17 protein-coding genes and 1 other RNA gene are annotated in these 19354 nt (G+C 62.8%); 2 read left to right on the plus strand and 16 right to left on the minus strand.

Annotated features, from left to right (window positions below; translation table 11 throughout):
- Window positions 1–150: 150 nt before the first annotated feature.
- On the plus strand, window positions 151–612 hold the full coding sequence (locus tag C8264_RS11640) for a VOC family protein (RefSeq protein WP_108461154.1): 462 nt from the start codon (window positions 151–153) through the stop codon (window positions 610–612).
- 21 nt (window positions 613–633) lie between these two features.
- On the opposite strand, the gene ftsA is transcribed toward C8264_RS11640, so the two are convergent.
- The 7 genes from ftsA to C8264_RS11675 all read right to left on the minus strand — a co-directional run bounded on the left by ftsA (window position 634) and on the right by C8264_RS11675 (window position 8684).
- Window positions 634–1947 carry a cell division protein FtsA gene (gene ftsA / locus C8264_RS11645; protein WP_108461155.1) on the minus strand — a complete coding sequence of 438 codons (1314 nt, stop codon included), beginning with the start codon at window positions 1945–1947 and terminating at the stop codon, window positions 634–636.
- Entirely contained in the window at window positions 1944–2936 is a 993-nt protein-coding gene (locus tag C8264_RS11650) for a cell division protein FtsQ/DivIB (RefSeq protein WP_108461156.1), read from the minus strand. The genes ftsA and C8264_RS11650 overlap by 4 nt, the downstream gene beginning before the upstream one ends.
- A complete protein-coding gene (locus tag C8264_RS11655) occupies window positions 2924–3844 on the minus strand; it encodes a D-alanine--D-alanine ligase (RefSeq protein ID WP_108461157.1) in 921 nt (306 codons plus the stop codon). Before C8264_RS11655 ends, C8264_RS11650 begins: the two co-directional genes overlap by 13 nt.
- A gap of 169 nt (window positions 3845–4013) precedes the next feature.
- On the minus strand, window positions 4014–4991 hold the full coding sequence (gene murB / locus C8264_RS11660) for a UDP-N-acetylmuramate dehydrogenase (RefSeq protein WP_108461158.1): 978 nt from the start codon (window positions 4989–4991) through the stop codon (window positions 4014–4016).
- A complete protein-coding gene (murC, locus tag C8264_RS11665) occupies window positions 4988–6406 on the minus strand; it encodes a UDP-N-acetylmuramate--L-alanine ligase (protein WP_108461159.1) in 1419 nt (472 codons plus the stop codon). The genes murB and murC overlap by 4 nt, the downstream gene beginning before the upstream one ends.
- A complete protein-coding gene (murG, locus tag C8264_RS11670; protein ID WP_108461160.1) occupies window positions 6403–7518 on the minus strand; it encodes an undecaprenyldiphospho-muramoylpentapeptide beta-N-acetylglucosaminyltransferase in 1116 nt (371 codons plus the stop codon). Before murG ends, murC begins: the two co-directional genes overlap by 4 nt.
- Entirely contained in the window at window positions 7515–8684 is a 1170-nt protein-coding gene (locus C8264_RS11675; RefSeq protein ID WP_108461264.1) for an FtsW/RodA/SpoVE family cell cycle protein, read from the minus strand. The genes murG and C8264_RS11675 overlap by 4 nt, the downstream gene beginning before the upstream one ends.
- A 280-nt stretch (window positions 8685–8964) precedes the next feature.
- Here C8264_RS11675 and C8264_RS11680 point away from each other — a divergent pair, with 280 nt between their 5' ends.
- Window positions 8965–9261, plus strand: coding sequence for a GIY-YIG nuclease family protein (locus C8264_RS11680; RefSeq protein ID WP_108461161.1), 297 nt, complete (start codon window positions 8965–8967; stop codon window positions 9259–9261).
- 141 nt (window positions 9262–9402) lie between these two features.
- Here the strand turns inward: C8264_RS11680 and mraY are convergent, their stop codons facing one another.
- The 9 genes from mraY to C8264_RS11725 all read right to left on the minus strand — a co-directional run bounded on the left by mraY (window position 9403) and on the right by C8264_RS11725 (window position 19238).
- The gene (mraY, locus tag C8264_RS11685) at window positions 9403–10488 is read right to left on the minus strand and encodes a phospho-N-acetylmuramoyl-pentapeptide-transferase (protein ID WP_108461162.1); all 1086 of its coding nucleotides are present in this window, start codon (window positions 10486–10488) and stop codon (window positions 9403–9405) included.
- Window positions 10489–10515: 27 nt separating this feature from the next.
- Complete coding sequence (locus C8264_RS11690) at window positions 10516–11910, minus strand: UDP-N-acetylmuramoyl-tripeptide--D-alanyl-D-alanine ligase (RefSeq protein WP_108461163.1); 1395 nt, start codon at window positions 11908–11910, stop codon at window positions 10516–10518.
- 258 nt (window positions 11911–12168) lie between these two features.
- A complete protein-coding gene (locus C8264_RS11695; RefSeq protein WP_245893114.1) occupies window positions 12169–13611 on the minus strand; it encodes a UDP-N-acetylmuramoyl-L-alanyl-D-glutamate--2,6-diaminopimelate ligase in 1443 nt (480 codons plus the stop codon).
- A 21-nt stretch (window positions 13612–13632) separates the two neighbouring features.
- Window positions 13633–15345, minus strand: a complete 1713-nt coding sequence (locus C8264_RS11700; RefSeq protein ID WP_108461164.1) for a peptidoglycan D,D-transpeptidase FtsI family protein — start codon at window positions 15343–15345, stop codon at window positions 13633–13635.
- Window positions 15342–15725 carry a cell division protein FtsL gene (ftsL, locus tag C8264_RS11705; protein ID WP_108461165.1) on the minus strand — a complete coding sequence of 128 codons (384 nt, stop codon included), beginning with the start codon at window positions 15723–15725 and terminating at the stop codon, window positions 15342–15344. Before ftsL ends, C8264_RS11700 begins: the two co-directional genes overlap by 4 nt.
- The gene (rsmH, locus tag C8264_RS11710; protein WP_108461166.1) at window positions 15722–16723 is read right to left on the minus strand and encodes a 16S rRNA (cytosine(1402)-N(4))-methyltransferase RsmH; all 1002 of its coding nucleotides are present in this window, start codon (window positions 16721–16723) and stop codon (window positions 15722–15724) included. Before rsmH ends, ftsL begins: the two co-directional genes overlap by 4 nt.
- Before the next feature lie 407 nt (window positions 16724–17130).
- Window positions 17131–17516: RNase P RNA component class A (gene rnpB, locus C8264_RS11715), an RNA gene on the minus strand.
- A 33-nt stretch (window positions 17517–17549) separates the two neighbouring features.
- Window positions 17550–18266, minus strand: coding sequence for a molecular chaperone DjiA (locus C8264_RS11720; RefSeq protein WP_108461266.1), 717 nt, complete (start codon window positions 18264–18266; stop codon window positions 17550–17552).
- Between the two features lie 150 nt (window positions 18267–18416).
- Window positions 18417–19238, minus strand: a complete 822-nt coding sequence (locus C8264_RS11725) for a hypothetical protein (RefSeq protein ID WP_108461167.1) — start codon at window positions 19236–19238, stop codon at window positions 18417–18419.
- Between the last annotated feature and the right edge of the window lie 116 nt (window positions 19239–19354).

Below are 19354 nucleotides of genomic sequence, written 5' to 3' on the forward strand. Positions count from 1 at the left end.
CTAACAATTGTCTCACCGGTGTTAACGTGAACGCATTTTGCGACAAAGACCGGAAACCAATTCGTTTCCCGTTAACCACGTGGGTGTCGAAACCCGCGTTCCTCGTTCGTCGTCCTCCCGCAAGCTCACAAAGAGCCGTGGAGAAACCAGATGACCAAGATCATGCCATGCCTGTGGTTCGACGACCGCATCGACGAAGCGATTGATTTCTATACGACCACCTTCAGGAATGCGAAGGTGCACCAGGTGGTGCGCCAGGCGCCGGACAAGCCGGCGTTCACCGCCGTGATCGAACTCGAGGGCCACAAATTCATGCTGCTGAATGGCGGTCCGCAGTTCAAGTTCAACGAATCCGTCAGTTTCATGATCGACTGCCAGGATCAGGCCGAGGTGGATTACTTCTGGGAAAAATTAATTGCCGGCGGTGGCGAGGAGAGCATGTGCGGCTGGTGCAAGGACAAGTTCGGCCTGTCCTGGCAGGTGACGCCCAAGCAGATCTACGAAACCGTTCTCGGGGCCGATAAGGCCGGAGCCGACCGCGCCATGCAGTCCATGATGAAGATGCGCAAGCTCATCGTGGCGGATCTGGAAAAGGCCTACGCGGGAGGGTAGTGGGTCCTTGGAGGCCTCCCCTCAGAAACTCGTGCGGAGCCAGTTGCCGACGCGGGCGAAGTAGCCGTCGGTGCCGGTGAGTTTGCGGCTGCCGCGGGGTTCCGCGTATTCGCGGGAGCAGACCTGGGGGTAGATCAGCATGCCGGCGACGGTGGCGAAGGCGGCGCCCTTGGCCATTTCGGGCAGGCCGGCAATGCCCATGGGGCGGCCGTTGCGGACGTTGCGGGCGAGGGTCCGGCGGGCGACTTCGGGCAGGCCGGTCATTTCGCTGGCGCCGCCGGTCAGCACGAAGCGGCGGCCGCATACATCCATCATGCCGGTGGCTTGCATGCGGTCGCGGATGGCGGTGAGGATTTCCTCGATGCGCGGGCGCATGATGCGGGTTAGCACGGAGCGGGCCACCTGCCCCGGCGCTTCGTCGTGCATGGAGCCGACGGGCTGGATCGGGATCAGGTCGCGTTCGTCAGCCTGGCCCGGCAGCACGGAGCCATAGAACGTCTTGAGGCGTTCGGCATCGGCGATGCTGACCGAAAGCTGGCGGGCGATATCGAGGGTCAGGTGATGGCCGCCGATGGCGATGGCATCGGCATAAACCAGATGGCCGTCATTAAAGACCGAAACGGTCGTCGTGGCGCCGCCGAAGTCGATGCAGGCGACGCCCAGTTGGGCCTCGTCATCGACCAGCGTGGCGAGTCCCGATGCGTAGGGCGTGGCGACCAGCGCTTCGATTTGCAGGTGGCAGCGGTGCAGCACCAGCTCCAGATTGCGCATGGCCAGCGTTTCCGAGCTGACGACGGCAACGTCGACGCCCAGCTTATCGCCGACCATTCCCTTGGGGTCGCGAATGCCCTTCTGGCCGTCGATCGAGTAACCAATCGGCATCGCGTGGATGATGGAGCGTTCAGGGCGCACCGAGCGCTCGTTGACTGCGCGGAGCACCCGGTGAATGTCGCCCTTTTCGACTTCCTGGCCGTCCAACGATACGGCAGCCGAAAATGTCTCGGAGCCAAGGCGGCCGGCGGTGACATTGACGAGCACGGATTCAAGCGTGAGGCCAGCAGCCCGTTCGGCCATGCCGACCACGGAGCGGATGGTGTGCTCGGCCTTTTCAATATCGGTGACGACGCCGCTTTTTACCCCGGAAGATGGGCCATAGCCAAAGCCGATGACCTCGGCCTGATGGCTGCGGCCGCGCAGGGCCTTGCCCTCGGGGCGCGGCGTCAACCGGGCGATGACGCAGCAGATTTTCGTCGAGCCGATGTCGAGCACGGCGACGAGTGTAGTCTTGCCGGGTTGGACGGGACGAAGCCGGGAGGTCATGGCGTCGGTGATCATTGTGGAGCGGCCGGTTGGGGAAGGTTTTGTGAAGGCAGGGTGCGCGGCGGCATCGGGAAGGGATTGGGTGAACGAGCGCGTTCGGCCAGGGCCTCCTTGCGCTTCTTCTCGTCCTCGGCCAATTGTTCCTCAGTCTTGTTGGGACGCACGGCAACCAGGCTCGCGACACGCAGATCAATCAGGTTGATGTCGCGATCGAGCAGTTGGTAATCGTCCTGATACATGACGAGATTGCGCAAGGCACGCGCCACGCCGAGTTCGGGCAATTGCACGCGCAGGCCGGTCTCGTAGATCATGTCCCAGCGGCGGTCGGCGATGCGCGACAGCGCCACAAGGCCTTCCTTGAGGCCGGGGTATTGGTCGAGCGCACGGATCATCACCAGCGCATCGTTGTTGGCGCCGTCGCCCACCACGAGGGGCAGATCGCCATAGGCGCCCTTGTCCTCCCCGATCTGCTCGCCCGAGCCATCGACCACGAAGGTAATGCCATCAACCCGCCAGCGAGCAACGGGGATTTTCTCGGTGACTTCAACGATGAGGTCGCCCGGATAGGTCTTGCGCACGTTGACGGTGTCGATGGCAGCAAGCTCGGCGATGCGCTGGCGGGCGGCCTCGACATCGAAGCCGACGGTCGAGGTATGCGGCTCGACGCCCAGCGCGTCAAAAATCGCCTGCTCGCTGGTCAGCGTCTGTCCGGTGATGGAAATTTCGCCGATCGCCAGACCGGCAGCGGCGAAGCGGCCCTGAGCCATTTCGCCCAGCGCCATGGCGCCGAACATGATGGGCTCGCGCACCTGATAGATACCAAGACCCACCGCAAGCAGCGCCACCGCAGTCATGCTGCGGACCATGACCTGGCGGTGCAGCACCCAGGCCCGGCCGATATTGTTTGCAATCCTGCGGCGTGGAGAGCGGACAGGAACAGGCAATGCGCGGGGATCCACGATCCGCGCACCAGCGAGAAAGGCCTCGCTTTTTACCTGTTGCAACTCGCGTCCTCCACCATCCAGGAGACAAGATCTTCGTATGAGTGGCCAGCATGCGCCGCCTGCTCGGGCACCAGCGACGTCTCGGTCATACCCGGCTGGGTATTGATCTCGAGGCACACCAGTTCGCCATCCTCGCCGGCCGCGTCGTTGTAGCGGAAGTCACACCGCGTCACGCCCCGGCAGCCGAGGGCCGCATGGGCGGCCAGGCTCAACTTTTGCACTTTGTCGTAAATTTTCGGTTTCAGCTGCGCAGGAATAACGTGGACCGATCCGCCTTTAGCGTATTTGGCCTCGTAGGTATAAAACTCGAGATCAGTGACGATTTCGGTGACGCCCAGCGCCACATTGCCCATCACGGCGCAGGTCAGCTCGCGCCCTGGGATATAGCGCTCGACCATCACTTCCTCGCCCCCATTCCAATCCTCGCTCAGAATGTCCTGCGGCGGCTGGTTGGCCCCGGCCCGAACGATATGGACGCCAAAGCTCGATCCATCGGCGATGGGCTTGATGACATAGGGCGTGGCGATGACGTGCGACTTGGCGGCTTCCGCGCGCTGCACGATGACGTGGTCAGTCACCGGCACGCCCGCAGCCTTCATCACGATCTTGGCCTGATGCTTGTTCATGGCCAGCGCCGACGCCATCACGCCCGAATGGGTATAGGGGATCTGCAGCAGTTCCAGTACGCCCTGGATCATGCCGCTTTCGCCGAACGGGCCATGCAGCGCGTTGAACGCCACGTCTGGCTTGAGCTCGACCAGCGTGTTGGCAACGTTGCGGTCCACATCGACTTCGGTGACCTGATAGCCGGCGCGGCGGAGGGCTGCGGCGCAGCCAGCGCCGGACATGAGCGACACAGGGCGTTCATTGGACCAGCCCCCCATGAGAACGGCGACGTGCTTGGTCATGGGGAGGTCCGATCTGTGTGCGTTTTCTTAAATCCGTGCCTGCCATCAGCGCTGCCCTCAGACTTGATCCGAGGGCCATTCGCCGCTTGTGCCGGGTGGAGAGTGGCCCTCGGGTCAAGCCCGAGGGAAGCGTCCGTATTTTTGGAACGGGCCGTGGTAAACACCGCTGTTACACTGCCCCCGTAAACACATCGCCATCGAGGAATTCGCGGACTTCCTGGCCGGGCAGGAAGTGGCCCATGCGGCGGATTTCCCATTTGAGTTCGATGCCGGAATTGGCGCGGACCTTGTTGCGCACGGTTTCCCCGAGCGTTTCGATATCGTGGGCGCTGGCATTGTCGACATTGAGCAGGAAATTAGCGTGCAACTCGCTCATCTGCGAGCCGCCGACCTTGAGGCCCCTGCCCCCGGCGGCGTCGATCAGCTTCCAGCTGGAGTGACCTTCGGGGTTCTTGAAGGTGGAGCCGCCGGTCTTGGCCTTTGTAGGCTGCGAACTCTCACGTTTCTCGGTGATTTCGCGCATGCGGTCGAGAATGTCGTCGGGCTCACCGGCAAAGCCCTGGTAGACGGCCGAAGTGAACACAGCGCCGCTGGGACCGTTGCTCTTGCGATAGAGGTAGCCCATGTCGGCATTGGTGAGAGTGATGATCTCGCCCTGGCGCGTCACGGCGCGCAGGGTCACCATGCGGTCGCGCGTCTCGGTGCCATAGCAGCCCGCATTCATGTAAAGCGCGCCACCGATGCCGCCGGGAATGCCCCGATAGAAGGTCAGGCCATCGATGCCGGCTTCGGCAGCCGCCGTGGCGACCTTGACGTCCGGCAGCGAGGTGCCGACGCGAATCTTGTGGTCGGGGAGAACTTCGATCTGGCCGAAGGCCCGGCCGGATAGCCTGATGACCACACCATCAATGCCGCCATCGCGGATCAGCAGGTTCGAACCAAGCCCGATCACCGTTGTGCGGATGTCGGCAGGCAGATGCTTGAGGAAATAGGCGAGATCATCCTCATCGGCAGGCGTAAAAAACAGCTGCGCCGGGCCGCCGACGCGAAACCAGGTGACTTCGCTCAGGGGCTGGTTGGGGATCAACCGACCACGGACATTCGCAATCCAGGGCTGGAACTGCGGAATGAGATCGGGGTAGCTCATTGCGGATCCTCGCCGATCAGCGCGCCGAGTTCGGCCGGCAGGGCGGCGGCCCATTGGGTTATATTGCCGGCGCCAAGGCAGACGACATAGTCGCCATCTTCGGCGCGGCTGGCGAGCAGCGGTGCCAGCGCTTCGGGGCGGTCGATGACGCGGGCGTCGCGATGACCGCGGGCGCGGATGCGGTTGACCAGTTCCTCGTGGGTCACGCCGGGAATGGGTTGCTCACCGGCCGCATAGACGGGCGCGACGATGACGGTATCCGCGTCGTTGAAACAGGCGGAAAAGTCGTCGAACAGATCCTTGAGGCGGGAATAACGGTGTGGCTGCACCACGGCGATGACGTCGCGCCTGGTGGATTGGCGGGCAGCCTGCAACACGGCGGCGATCTCAACCGGATGGTGGCCATAGTCATCGATGATCGTGATGCCGCCAACCGTGCCGGTCTTGGTGAAGCGGCGCTTGACGCCCGTAAAACCCTTAAGGCCCTTGCGGATCGCGTCGGCCGGAATGCGGAGCTGGTCGGCCACGGCGATGGCGGCGGTGGCATTGAGTGCGTTGTGGACGCCGGGCATGGGCAGTTCGAGCCCGTCGATCCGCAACTGGGTGAGGCGGATGCGGTCGCGGATTTCGACCGAGAAGTGCTGCACGCCGTCGTGGTTTTCCAGATCGACCAGTCGCACATCGGCCTGCGGATTGCGGCCATAGGTGATGACGCGGCGATCCTTGATCTCGCCCACCAGCGCCTGCACCTCGGGGTGATCGAGGCACATCACGGCAAAGCCGTAGAAGGGCACGTTTTCCACGAACTGGTGGAAGGCCTTCTTGACGCCCTCGAAGTCGCCGTAGTGGTCCAGGTGTTCCGGATCGATATTGGTGACGATGGCAACGTCGGCCGGCAGCTTGATGAACGTGCCGTCACTTTCGTCGGCCTCGACCACCATCCATTCGCCGCCGCCCAGCCGGGCATTGGTGCCATAGGCATTGATGATGCCGCCATTGATGACGGTGGGGTCCAGACTACCGGCGTCGAGCAGGGTCGCGACCAGCGTGGTCGTAGTGGTCTTGCCATGCGTGCCGCCGATGGCGATGGCGGTCTTGAAGCGCATGATTTCGGCGAGCATTTCGGCGCGGCGCACGATGGGCAGCGCCTTGGCACGGGCGGCCACGAGTTCGGGATTGTCCTTCTTGATGGCCGAGGAGACCACCACCACTTCGGCCGTGCCCAGATTGTCTCCGCTCTGCCCGATCTCGACCTTGATGCCCATGTCGCGCAGGCGCTGCACATTGGGGTTGAGCGAAGCGTCCGAGCCCTGGACCGTGTAGCCCTGGTTGTGAAGGATCTCGGCGATACCGCTCATGCCGATGCCGCCAATCCCGATGAAGTGGACTGGCCCGATATTGCGCGGCATTTTCATGAGTGTTGTTCCATCTGGGATTTGGGCTTGCCGGATAGTCTCTCGGCAAGGTCGGCCAGCTTCTCGACGGCGCGCGGCTGGCCAAGGGTACGGGCGGCGGCGGCAGCGTGGGTCAGGGTTGCAGGCTCGGTTAACAGGGTCGTGAGGCGAGTGCCTAGCGATTGCGGCGACAGCGTGGCCTGCTCGGCGACCCAACCGGCGCCGGCGGCCTCGACGATGAGGGCGTTGTTCTTCTGGTCGGCATCGAGCGAGCCCGGCAGCGGCACGAGGATCGCGGGGCGGCCGAGGACGGTCAGCTCGGCAATGGTGGAGGCGCCGGACCGGCCGATCACCAGATGGCTTTGGGCGATGCGCTCGGGCAGGTCGGAGAAGAAGGCGGCGAGTTCTGCGGAGATGCCGGCACTGGCGTAGACTTCGGCCACACGGTCGATGTCCTCGGCGCGGCATTGCTGCACGATGTTGAGGCGCTGACGCAGCGCATCGGGCAGCGTGGCGATGGCACCCGGCACGATATCCGACAGCGCCTTGGCGCCCTGGCTGCCACCGAAGATCACGAGGCGGATTTCGCCGTTTTCCTCGAGGGCGGGATAGGGTGTGTCGGCAACGGTGCGGACCCGGTCGCGCACCGGATTGCCGGTGACGACTTTTTCGATGCTGAAACCGTCGGCGAACCTGGTCTTGCCGAAGCTCAAGGCCAGGACGCTGGCGAAGCGGCCAAGCGCGCGGTTGGCGCGGCCCATCACGGCGTTCTGCTCATGCAGGATGCCGGGAATGCGCAGCAGGTTTGCGGCGAGGAATGGCGGGAATGTCGGATAGCCACCGAAGCCGATCACGCAGTCGGGCTTGCTGGCGCGAAGCTTGCCGAATGCGACGGCAATGCCGCGTAGAATCTTGACCCCTGCCCCTGCCATGTGGAGCGGGTTCTTGCCCGATGGCGTGGCAGAGGGCACGATGTGGATAGCGCTGGCCGGAAAGTCGGCGCCATAACTCTCGACGCGATGGTCGGTCATCAGTTCGACCACGTGCCCCCGACGCAGCAATTCCTGCGCCAGCGCCATGGCCGGGAAGAGATGCCCTCCCGTGCCGCCCGCCATCAGGATGAACTTGCTCATTCGGCGGGGACCAATGGCGCGACGGCGCTTCTGTAGCTTGGAATACCGGTGGCCATGCGCTCCTCGGGCTTGGTGCGGGTGAAGGCGAGCATCAGCCCCATGCCAAAGGCGATGGCGATCATCGAGGTACCGCCATAGGAAACGAAGGGCAGCGTCATGCCTTTGGGCGGTATGAGATTGAGGTTAACCGCCAGGTTGATGCCGCACTGCATAGCGAACTGGATCGCTAAAGTCGACGCGGCAAGGCGCGCAAAGAGGCTGGTCTGGCGCTGCGCCCCCATCATAGCGCGTAGCACAATGAACGCGATCAACGCGACCAGCACCATGCAGAACAGGATGCCGTATTCGCCCGCGGCTGCGGAAAACACGTAGTCGGCGTGCGCGTCGGGGATGAGCTTCTTGGCGATGGATTCGCCGGGACCGCGGCCGAACCAGCCGCCTTCGTGCAATGACTGCAGCGCGCGGTCGATCTGGTAGGTGTTGCCACCACCTTCGGGATTGAGAAACGTATCGATACGGCGCGACACGTGGGGGAACAGCAGATAGGCGCCAAAGATCAGCCCGCCGCCCGCCGCCGCCAGGCCAAAGATGATGAACCAGGAAATGCCGCTGATGAACAGCAGCACCGCCCAGGTTCCAGTGACCAGCGCCGTCTGCCCTATATCGGGCTGCAGCAACAGGCCGGCCACGATAGCCACCATGATAGCGCTCGCCAGCAACCTGCCCGGCACGTTCTTGTGGATCATCGACTCCGCAAACAGCCACGCACCCAGCACGGCAAACGCCGGCTTGACGAATTCTGAAGGCTGGACCGACTGTCCGGCAAACGAGATCCAGCGGCGCGCACCCTTGACCTCGGTACCAAACCGGAGCGTCGCCCACAGCAGCACGAGGCTGACCACCAGTGTGACCAGAGCTGCGACGCGCGCCTGCCGGTGATTAAGGAAGGACGCGATGATCATCACCGGCAGGGCCACCACGCAGAACATGGCGTGGCGAACGACGAAGAACCATTGGGACAGCCCAATGCGCTCGGCTACCGGAGGGCTGGCAGCAAAGCTGAGCACCATGCCACAAGTCATCAACAGGATCAGCGCCCCTAACAACTCCCGGTCGATCGACCACCACCACTCGGCTATCGGGGTTTTTTCGGCGCGGGAAAACATCATGCTGAGCGCCGGGCGGACCGGCCTCCACTTCGATACAAACTACATCCAATTGTAGCAGTCCGATGGTTACCGATTTCCCAACCGCATTCGCGTTTTGCGAGTCGGTGGAGGGAAAGCGATGCGATGCCTCAAGTGACTTCCTCCATTCTCCACGTCGTCCCCGCTCTCCACGTCATCCCCGCGAAAGCGGGGATCCCACTGCACCAAAGTGAGATTCCCGCTTTCGCGGGAATGACGTTGTGATTAATTCGAGAGAAAGCAGATGGGAGGCCGTCGAATGGGGAAGCAGTTCTACGTCTATATGGTCGCCAACACGAACCGAAACGTCCTCTACACGGGCGTTACCAGCGACATAATCGCCCGCATCCACGTCCATCGGAATGAGTTGGTCGACGGGTTCACCAAGGACTACAGAGCCCACGATCTTGTCTGGTACGAACACCACGAAACAGCCGAGTCGGCCATCACTCGCGAAAAGCGCATCAAGAAATGGCGTCGAGCGTGGAAGGACGAATTAGTGGCCACGATGAACCCCGGCTGGGCTGATCTGTATGAGCAGATTGTGGGGGGTTAGTCCGTGCTTCTCCGATAGGACTTCTCCACCACGGCGTCATCCCCGCGAACGCGGGGATCTCACTTTGCCCGGAGAAGTGAGATTCCCGCTTTCGCGGGAATGACGTGGTGGCGGAGCGGATGACACGGTGAAAGGCTACCCTTACCGCAGCTTGAGACTGCTCAATCCCACCAGCGCTAGCACGAAGCTGATGATCCAGAAACGGATCACGACTTGGGATTCCGTCCAGCCCAAATGCTCGAAATGGTGGTGGATCGGGGCCATGCGGAACACGCGCTTGCCGGTGAGGCGGAAGGAGGCGACCTGGACGATCACCGAGACGGTTTCGAGCACGAAGAGGCCGCCGATGATGGCCAACACGATTTCGTGCTTGGTGGCGACGGCGATGGAGCCCAGAGCGCCGCCCAAGGCGAGCGAACCGGTGTCGCCCATGAAAATCTGCGCTGGTGGCGCGTTGAACCAGAGGAAGCCGAGGCCTGCTCCGATCAATGCACCGCAGACGACCGCCAGTTCGGCAGTGCCGGGAACATGATTGAGCAGCAGGTAGTCGGAGAAATTCTGGCTACCCACCAGATAGGCGATGAGCGCAAAGCAGGCTGCCGCGACCATTACCGGCACGATCGCCAGGCCATCGAGACCATCGGTGAGATTCACCGAATTGCCGGCGGCCATCACGACGAAGCCGCCGAACAGGATGTAGAAATAACCCAGATTCAGCGCCAGATCTTTGACGAAGGGGAACAGCAGCGAAGTGCCGTAGGCGCCGGACGCAAGCTGGGAAATGGCGAAGGCCGCGATGCAGCCGATCAGCGCTTCAAGCAGCAGGCGTTGCTTGCTGCCGAAGCCGGCATGGCTCATGCGTTTGACCTTGAGATAGTCGTCGTAAAAGCCGATCGCCCCGAAGCCAAGGGTGACAAATAGCACGACCCAGACATAGCCATTGCTGAGATTGGCCCAGAGCAATGTCGAAACCACCGCCCCCGAAAGGATCATCAACCCGCCCATGGTGGGCGTTCCCTTTTTGGTCAGCAAATGGGTGGCGGGCCCGTCCTCGCGGATCGGCTGGCCCCTGCCCTGCTTGAGGCGCAGCAGCGCGATCATGCCGGGACCGAACATGAAGACGAAAAACAACGCCGTTATCACCGCTCCAGCAGTGCGGAAGGTGATGTAGCGGAAGACGTTGAAGGCCGCGAACGCTTCGCCGAGCTGGCCGAGAAAGTAGAGCATGAAGGGGAGCGTCCTCGCTGGCTGGGATCAGTGGCCGGTGAATCTTTGGCGGATTTGATCCACGATTTTCGTCAGCCCCACGCCGTTGGACCCTTTGACCATAACTGCGTCGCCATAGGCAAGATCGTTCAGCACGATCTCTGCCATCTCGGCTGAAGTCTGTGTGTGCGCCGCCACACGGTCGGGGCCCAAGGCTGCTGCAAGCGCACCCATGCCCGAACCCACGAGATAGATGCGTTCGGCGCCGGAGGCCAGTACCGCAGGTTTGAGGCTGGCATGGAGCGCATCGCTCTGCGCGCCAAGTTCCAGCATATCGCCCAGGATCACGACCTTGCGTCCCTCGGGCGCGGCTTGGGCCGCGAACACTTCCAGCGCTGCGTCCATGGAGGCGGTGTTGGCGTTATAGCTTTCATCGATCAACAGGAGCGGTTTTTCCCTGGGGCCCAAAAGGCTGCGTTGTCCGCGCCCTGCCTGTGCCCCAAAACTCGCCAGCGCACGAAGCGCCACTTCCGGCTCGACACCGGCAATATGCGCGACCGCGAGAGCGGCGGTGGCATTTGCCACCATGTGACGGCCGGGGACCGGCAGCACCAGTTCGTACTGCACACCATCGTGTTCGATGGTGGCAAAGCTTTTGTCGGCCGCCGTCTCGATCTTGAGGATCTGCCAATCCACACCACAGGCTTCGCCATAGGTGACGATGTTCTGGACACCGGCGGCATGCGCTTCCTCGAGCAGGATGCCGATGTGCGGGTGGTCCGCGTTCAGCACAACCGTTCCGCCCGGTTCCAGACCCGCAAAAATCTCGGCCTTGGCACGGGCAATGCCGTCGATGGAGTCAAAAGCTTCCAGATGGGCGGCGGCCACGGTGGTAATCACCGCAATATGCGGACGCACCAGCTGGCTCAGCGGCCGAATTTCATCGGCCGCGCTCATGCCCATTTCGAAGACACCGAACTGGGCGCCCTCAGGGAGGCGGGCGAGCATCAGCGGCACGCCCCAATGATTGTTGAAACTCTTGATCGAGGCGTGCGTGGAGCCGGCAGCTTCCAACACGATGCGGATCGCTTCCTTGGTCGTGGTCTTGCCCACGCTGCCGGTGACACCGACTATCGCCGCACGGCTACGCGCGCGAGCCGCCTGTGCGATGTCGCGCATTCCTTCAAGTGCATCGGGAACCACGACCCGCCCCGGGCCTTCGCCCCGGCTGACCAAGGCCGCCGTAGCACCGTTGGCGAGCGCGGTATCGACGAAGTCATGACCGTCGAAGCGGTCGCCCCTAATGGCGACGAACAGGGCGTTGGGGCCCAGTTCGCGCGAGTCGATGGAGATGGAGTCGATGGGCGTGACGGGATCGAGGTCGGGAGCATGGCCACCAGTGGCGGCGAGGATTTCGGCGACGGTGTAGAGCGATGTGGTCATGAGCGGTTTCCGCTTGGGCGTGTCGCACAGAATGGCTTTACACAGCAGACCTCATCCTGAGCTTGTCGAAGGACGAGGTCGTGGCACCAAGCCTCCACTCGCTCGACCCCGTGGTTCGACAAGCTCACCATGAGGTCTCCTGCAAATCTCCATTCACCGCACCCCAAAAGTGAGATTCCCGCGTTCGCGGGAATGACGCCGTGAGTGCCTGGAATGGCGTAGCGGTAAATGGGAAAGACGCCGTAAGTGGAATAGTCCCTACCCCTTGATCGCTTCGGCCACGACCTCATGGTCGGAGAAATGGTGTTTGGTGGTTCCCACGATCTGGTAATCTTCGTGGCCTTTGCCGGCGACCAGCAGGACGTCGCCGGGCTGCAGCGATTTGACTGCTTCGGTGATCGCCGCCCTGCGGTCCCCGACTTCCTTGGCGCCTTGTGCTGCGGCGAGGATTTCGGCGCGAATGGTCTGGGCATTTTCCGTGCGCGGATTGTCATCCGTAACGATGACGTCATCGGCCATGCGCTGGGCGACTTCACCCATCATCGGCCGCTTTCCTTTATCGCGGTCGCCGCCCGCGCCGAAGACGACGCGCAGTTTTCCCTTTGCATAGGGCCGCAGCGAGGCAAGCGCGGATTCAAGCGCCACCGGCTTGTGGGAATAGTCGACGAAAATGGCCGCGCCATTGTGCTCGGCGACCAGCTCCAGCCGCCCCTTGGCACCCTTGAGCTCGGACAGGGCAGGAAAAGCCTGTGCCTTGTCGACGCCGGTGGACATGGCCAATGCTGCCGCGATCAAGGCGTTGCTGACCTGGAACTCGCCCGTCAGCGGCAGGTGGAAGCTCAGTTTTTCACCCACATGCCGCACCTCGACGCGCTGACCATAGCCTTCCGGCTCGATCGAGAGAACCTCGATATAGGCCCCCTCCCGACCCACCGTGAGCAATGTGGCGCTGGCGCTCAGCGCGGCGAACATGAAGGGCTCATGCTCGGGGTCGTCGACATTGACCACGGCCGGGCCGCTATCGACCAGCAGATCGGTGAACAGCCGCAGCTTGGCATTGCGGTATTCGTCCATGTCCTTGTGGTAGTCGAGGTGATCACGGCTGAGATTGGTGAACGCCACGGCCTCGAAATGCATGCCATCAAGGCGTCGCTGGTCCAGCCCATGGCTCGACGCTTCGAGCGCCACATGGTTGATGCCCTGCGCCTTGAGCGCGCGCATCGACTGATGCAGGGTGCGCGAATCCGGCGTTGTCAGGCTGCCCTCGATCAGGCGGTGCGCCGTTTCCACGCCAAGGGTGCCCACGCTGGCGCCAGGAATGCCGCAATAGTCCCAGATCTGGCGGACGAAGGAGGCAACCGACGTCTTGCCGTTGGTGCCGGTGACCGCGACGGTGATCTCCGGCTGCGGCTCGAAAATGCGCGACGCTGCCCGGGCATAGGCCGCCCGCACATCCTTGACCACGATCACCGGCACGCCAGGATCGCCCACCGGCGCGATATCGGTGATGATGGCAAGCGCGCCCCGACGCACGGCGTCCGGTACGAACTGGTTGCCGTGCACATTGTTACCCGGCAGGGCGAAAAAGATATCGCCGGGCTCGATCCGGCGGCTGTCCGAATTCAGCCCGAATACGGCACCCAACCCCTTCTTGGGGCGAGCGCCGGAGCCTTCGAGCAGTTGTGTGACGCTAAGGGACACGGCAGGCGATCCTTCTGGATTTCAGCGAAGTTCCGGCGGAACCAGTTGTTCATCGATGAGAGGGGAGAAATCGGGCGCAATTCCGAGCATTGGCGCAACGCGCTGCACAATGCGGCCCGTGACCGCACCGGCGTTCCAGCCCGCAGTCGTGCCCGATTGCGGGTTTTCCCGCTTTGGCTCGTCGACCATGATGACCATGGCATAGCGCGGGTTATCGAGCGGGAACGCGGAGCCGAAGAAATTGGTGACCTTGCTCGCGGAGTAGCGGCCATCGACCACCTTTTCGGCGGTGCCGGTCTTGCCGCCGATGCGATAGCCCAGCGCCGCCTTGTTCATCTGCGAGCCGGAGCCTTCCAGCGCATTGAGCCGCATGAGGTAGCGGATCTGGGCACTGGCCCTTTCGGTTATAACACGGCGATAGAACTGCTCCGCTTCCGCCTGGTCGCGCCGGTAAAGCGTCGGTGGGACGTAGTTGCCGCCGTTGACGAAAGCCGCATAGGCCGCGACCATGTGGAGCGGCGACACCGAGAGGCCATGGCCGAAGGATGCCGTGGCGGCGCCGACTTCCGAGAGTTCCTTGGGCACTGTCGGCAGGCGCATTTCCGGCAATTCGAACGGCACGCGCGCGTCAAACCCCATGCTGGTCAGGAACTGGCGAAATGCCTCCTTGCCCATGGCCTGCATGACGCGGATGGTGCCGATATTGGACGAGTATTTGTAGACTTCGGGCAGGCTCAGGATGCGGTGCTTGCCGTGGAAGTCGTCAATGGTGAAGCGGCCGAAGCGAATGCCGAATCGCGCGTCGAACTGGTCGGTGATCGTCACCGCGCCACTGCTGAGCGCACCCGCCAGGGTGACGGTCTTGAAGATCGATCCCGGCTCGAAAATGCCTGCCGTGATGCGGTTGAAACTGTCTTTGACCAGTGCGGTGGCCGGCTGGTTCGGGTCGAAATCGGGCAGCGACGCCAGCGCGATGACTTCACCAGTGTGGATGTCCACCATCACGCCAGCCGCCGCGATTGCCTGGTAGCGCGACATCGCATCGACGAGTTGCTCGTGCATCACGTGCTGCACGCGCATGTCGACCGAGAGTTCAACTGGCGCCAGGGCGTTGCCGCGCGCAAGCCCCAACTCCTGCAGCAGCGCAACGTTTTCGCCATCCATGTGCCGCTCGATGCCGGCAATGCCCTGGTTGTCGACATTGGTCGAACCCAGGATATGGCTGGCTTCGCTCATGCCGGGGTAGAAGCGCTTGGACTCGGTGAGGAACTCGACGCCCGGAATGCCCAGGCGCATGATGCGGTCCTCGATGGCGGGCGAGAGTTCGCGCTGCACCCAGACGAAGCCCTTGTCGCCGGTCAGCCGGTCACGCAGCCAGGGTTCGCTGAGATCGGGCAGAACCGTCCTGATCTTGCGCACGGCTTCTTCGACATCGATGATGCGGCGCGGCTCGGCATAGAGCGAAGGCACGCGGATATCAACGGCCATTTCGAGGCCGTTGCGGTCCAGGATGGGCGGGCGCGTGGCAGTAATGGCATCGCGGGCCTGCCCTTCGATAGTGGTATCGGGCACCACCATGCCGAGTTGGACCAGCCGCCCGCCGACAAGCCCGAACCCCAGCACCAGTGCCAGCACCATCCAGCGGATGCGCGCCTGGGTGAGATTGCCGCGAACCTTGCGCCCGCCGTCGAGCGCGATTGTCGATCCAAGGTCGTCGGCGGTGACGCTCATCATTCAATGCCTTCGAGTTCGAGGATGGCGTCGATCGGATCGATGCCGGCTTCCAGCGACAGGAACAGGGAATCCATGGCAGCGCTGTTGGGCTTGGCCGGGCGCATGGGAATGGCGGTGAACGAGCCGAACTGCTCCTGTTTGACCGGCTCGATCGCCAACGCCAATTGGTGGCGCTTGACGATGGGGTCGATATGGCCCGGCTGGTTGAGCACCGCCTCGTCAGCCTTGAGCAGCGATAGATCGCCCTCCTGGCTATCGATCAGCGCGATCAGTGCCGTGCGTTCGCTGGCAGTATTCTCGATGGCGAACTTGAGCGCATAGACGCCCGACAGCATCAGCACGCTGGAAAAAAGCAGGAAGATGTTGAGATTGCGGATCATTCGCTACCCCGCACACGTGGCACGCCAAGGCCATCGAACCGCACCGGACGCGCTGCAGCATCCGAACGGAGGCCGGCGCGCAGAATCGCCGAACGAGCGCGCGGATTGCGGCTCAGCTCGGCTTCACCCGGCTTGGCCGCCTTGGCAATCTCGACCCAGCGCCGCGCCTCGGTTTGCACCTGCGGCAAATGACGGGATTGGGCGGGGCCACCCTTGTCGGGGTCGAAGAAGCGTTTGACGATGCGGTCTTCCAGCGAATGGAAGGTCACGACGGCAAGCCGCCCACCTTCCGCCAACAGCCGCTCGGCCGCAAACAGCGCCTCGACCAATTGATCGAACTCGGCATTGACGGCAATGCGCAGCGCCTGGAACGAGCGGGTCGCAGGATGGGCGTCGCCGGGCTTGCGGCCGATGGCTTTCTCGATGATTCGGGCAAGCTCGGTCGTGGTCTGGATCTCAGCTGTTTCGCGGGCCGCGACGATGAACTGGGCGATGCGACGCGACTTGCGTTCTTCGCCGAAGGCATAGAGCAGGTTCGCCAGGGCCTCGGTTTCGAGCCCGTTGACGAGGTCCGCGGCGCTTTCGCCCTCCCCGCTCATGCGCATGTCGAGCGGGCCCTCGCGCATGAAGGAAAAGCCGCGCTCGGGCTGGTCCAGCTGCATGGAGGAAACGCCGATATCGAGCACGACCCCATCGATGGGACCATGCTCGGCGGCGAGGCTATCGAGCTCGGAGAAGGTGCCGGGCACGAAGGTGAGGCGATCGGGAAACTCTGCGCTCAGCGCATCGGCGAACGGCTTGACGCTGGGGTCACGGTCGATTGCAATCACGCTGGCCCCAGCTTGCAGCAGGGCGCGCGAATAGCCGCCAGCGCCAAAGGTGCCGTCAACAATGCGCTTGCCATCGAGCGGGGAAAACGCCGCCAGCACCTCGTCCAGCAGGACCGGTACATGGGGACCGCCTTGAGGGCTGCTATCGGGCAGAGAACGCTTGCCCATTAAGGCGACTACTCCATCGCCGGCCAGAATGCCGGTTCGTAAACTTCTCCGCACATTGCCGGAGGACGTTTAAGATTCTGTTTCCTATAGGGGGGAAGTACCGATCCACCCCACCCACGGTGTCACCCCGGCGCAGGCCGGGGTCCATCTCGGGATCAGACTACAGCCGCAAGGTGGTCCGAACGGAACAAGCATCTCAGGATGGATCCCGGCCTACGCCGGGATGACATCGTGCATGAGGCAATATCTGTCCCCATCCCACCAGGTCATTCCCGCGAAAGGAGGTGTGAACTGCTCGCACAGTAGACCTCATCCTGAGCCTGTCGAAGGACGAGGTCGTGGCAGGCACGGTGTGCCCGACCTCGTGGTTCGACAGGCTCACCATGAGGTCTCAAGACAGGAAGGAAAACGCCAGTTGACCTATAAGCCGGGTTCTGTAGGGCCGCGTTGCCGCGGCGTGGTGACCATTCATCTACGACGCCTGTTGCCAGACGCCTTGTGCAACCAACCCGGATGATCTGGCCTCAAAACAGGCTGGGGCCGAAGCCCCGCGTCATCCCTATTTGGTCTTGCTCCCGGTGGGGTTTACCGTGCCGTCCCTGTTGCCAGGTCCGCGGTGCGCTCTTACCGCACCCTTTCACCCTTACCCCGGCATGCCGGGGCGGTTTGCTTTCTGTGGCACTTTCCCTGAGGTCGCCCTCGCCGGCCGTTAGCCGGCACCGTGTTTCGAAGGAGCCCGGACTTTCCTCCAGCAGCAGGTTACCCCACTGCCAGCGGCCACCCGGTCAACTGGCAGGCGTGATGTAGTGAGATAGCCCCTGCCCCGTCAAGCGTTCGCTGGCAGGAGTGGGGTCTGCCTGGGCTTGGTCAGCGACTGATAGGCCAGGTTGATCGACTTCATGCGATCGGTTGCAACATCGATCAAATCCTCGGGTACACCCTTGGCGATCAGCCGGTCGGGGTGATGCTCGGCGACCAAAGTCCGGTAGACGCGGCGGATTTCCTCGGGCGTTGCATTGGGCGCAAGCCCCAGCACCATATAAGGGTCAATGCCTGCTTCGAGTTGCACATGCTGGCTCGCCAACTGCTCGAAACGCACTTCATCAAAGCCAAAGATGTCGCTGACGGATCGCAGATATTCCAGCTCACCCTCGTGCACCAGGCCGTCGGCCGTGGCGATATAGAAGAGGCCATCGAGCACATGCTCCAGCGTTTCGGGGCTGTCGGAAAAAAAGCGACGCACTTTGCGAGCATAGGAATCGTAACCGGCCACGTCCTGCTTGGCGAGATTGAACACCCGCGCCACCTGCTCTTCGTGGCCATGTGCAATCTCGACGGTGGCACGAAACGCCCGTTCTTCCGATGCCGTCACCATGCCGTCAGCGACGGCCATCTTCGCAGCGAGGGCAATCAGCGCGAGCGTGAAGGCGGCGTCACGGCCGCCCGGCAGCCAGTTATCGGGATCGAGAGCATTGACCAGCGAACCCGCAATGCCGGTGCGCTGGCTGAACGAGCCGACATATTCTGACAGTTTTTGCCACATGTCGGACTTCTCGGGGGCACAGGGCAATGAAATGGCGGCGCCTTTCATCGTGACGAACGTTTCGTCTTTGGGTGATTTGCGCGGAACGATAGCCGCTCCATACCCCGAGGTCCAGCCGCGCCCGGCGCATGGCGGCCCTTCGAATTTGCCTTATGGGTAGAAGAACAGCTCCTGACCGATGAGGCGGTCGCGCTGCTGGAACTCCCGATCGCGATCAAAGAAGAACTCGTCGTCATCATTGTAGCGCGGTGCAATCTGAGCTTGCTGCGGCGCCTGCCGGCGCGCCAGGAAATCAGCGAGCGGACCGGTTTCCCAATCCTCGAGATCTTCCGCAGTGATCTCGGCCTGCGGCGCGGGCTGCACCGACGGAGGCACAAAGACCGGCTCGTTGGCAGGGAACACCACTGAGGGCGCAACCGGGTTGGCAGTTGCGACGATGACGGGCTCGGGCCGCATGGAGAGCGGCATGGGAACGGGCGCAACCTTGGGCGAGATCGATGCGGTCTCGACCGGATCGGTCGCGGCCGCAGGCTCGGTGATGATGGGGGTGCGTGCCGGCGCCGGGGCAACGGCGGTCTGCGTTGGTTTCGCGGGGGCCGTTACCTCTGGCTTGACCGTTGCAGTTTCGGCGGGTTTTGCAGCAGGAGCGACCGGCTTTTCGGCCGGTGCATCACTGATATAGCTGGGCAATTTCCTGCCGGACTGGACGAAATTTTCGACGACGTCTGTATTCTGCGCAGCCGGCTTGGCTGGCGCGACGGCGGCAACTTCAACCGGCTTGGCTTCCGGGCGTTGGGCCTGGGGGGCTGGCGTGGGGGCTGAAGGGCGCTCCTCGACGACGGCGATTTGTGCAGTTGGCGCAGCCCTGTCGCCCAGAAACTGGGCGGATAGCAGGTCTGCTGTAGGTACGCCAACAACGAGAAAAGCACCGGCCCAAGCCAGGCCATTGGTAATGCGGCGATCGATCTGCATGGTCTTACGTCCCGATTTATTCCGCCCTCGGGCGGCGACAAAGCCGGATTTCATGGCCGTTTTATGGAACGGCGCCGACCTTGCCTTGATGCGGCCGCCGACATGAACCTACCCTG

The sequence above is a fragment of the Devosia naphthalenivorans genome (assembly GCF_003056355.1).
Lineage (GTDB): Bacteria > Pseudomonadota > Alphaproteobacteria > Rhizobiales > Devosiaceae > Devosia > Devosia naphthalenivorans.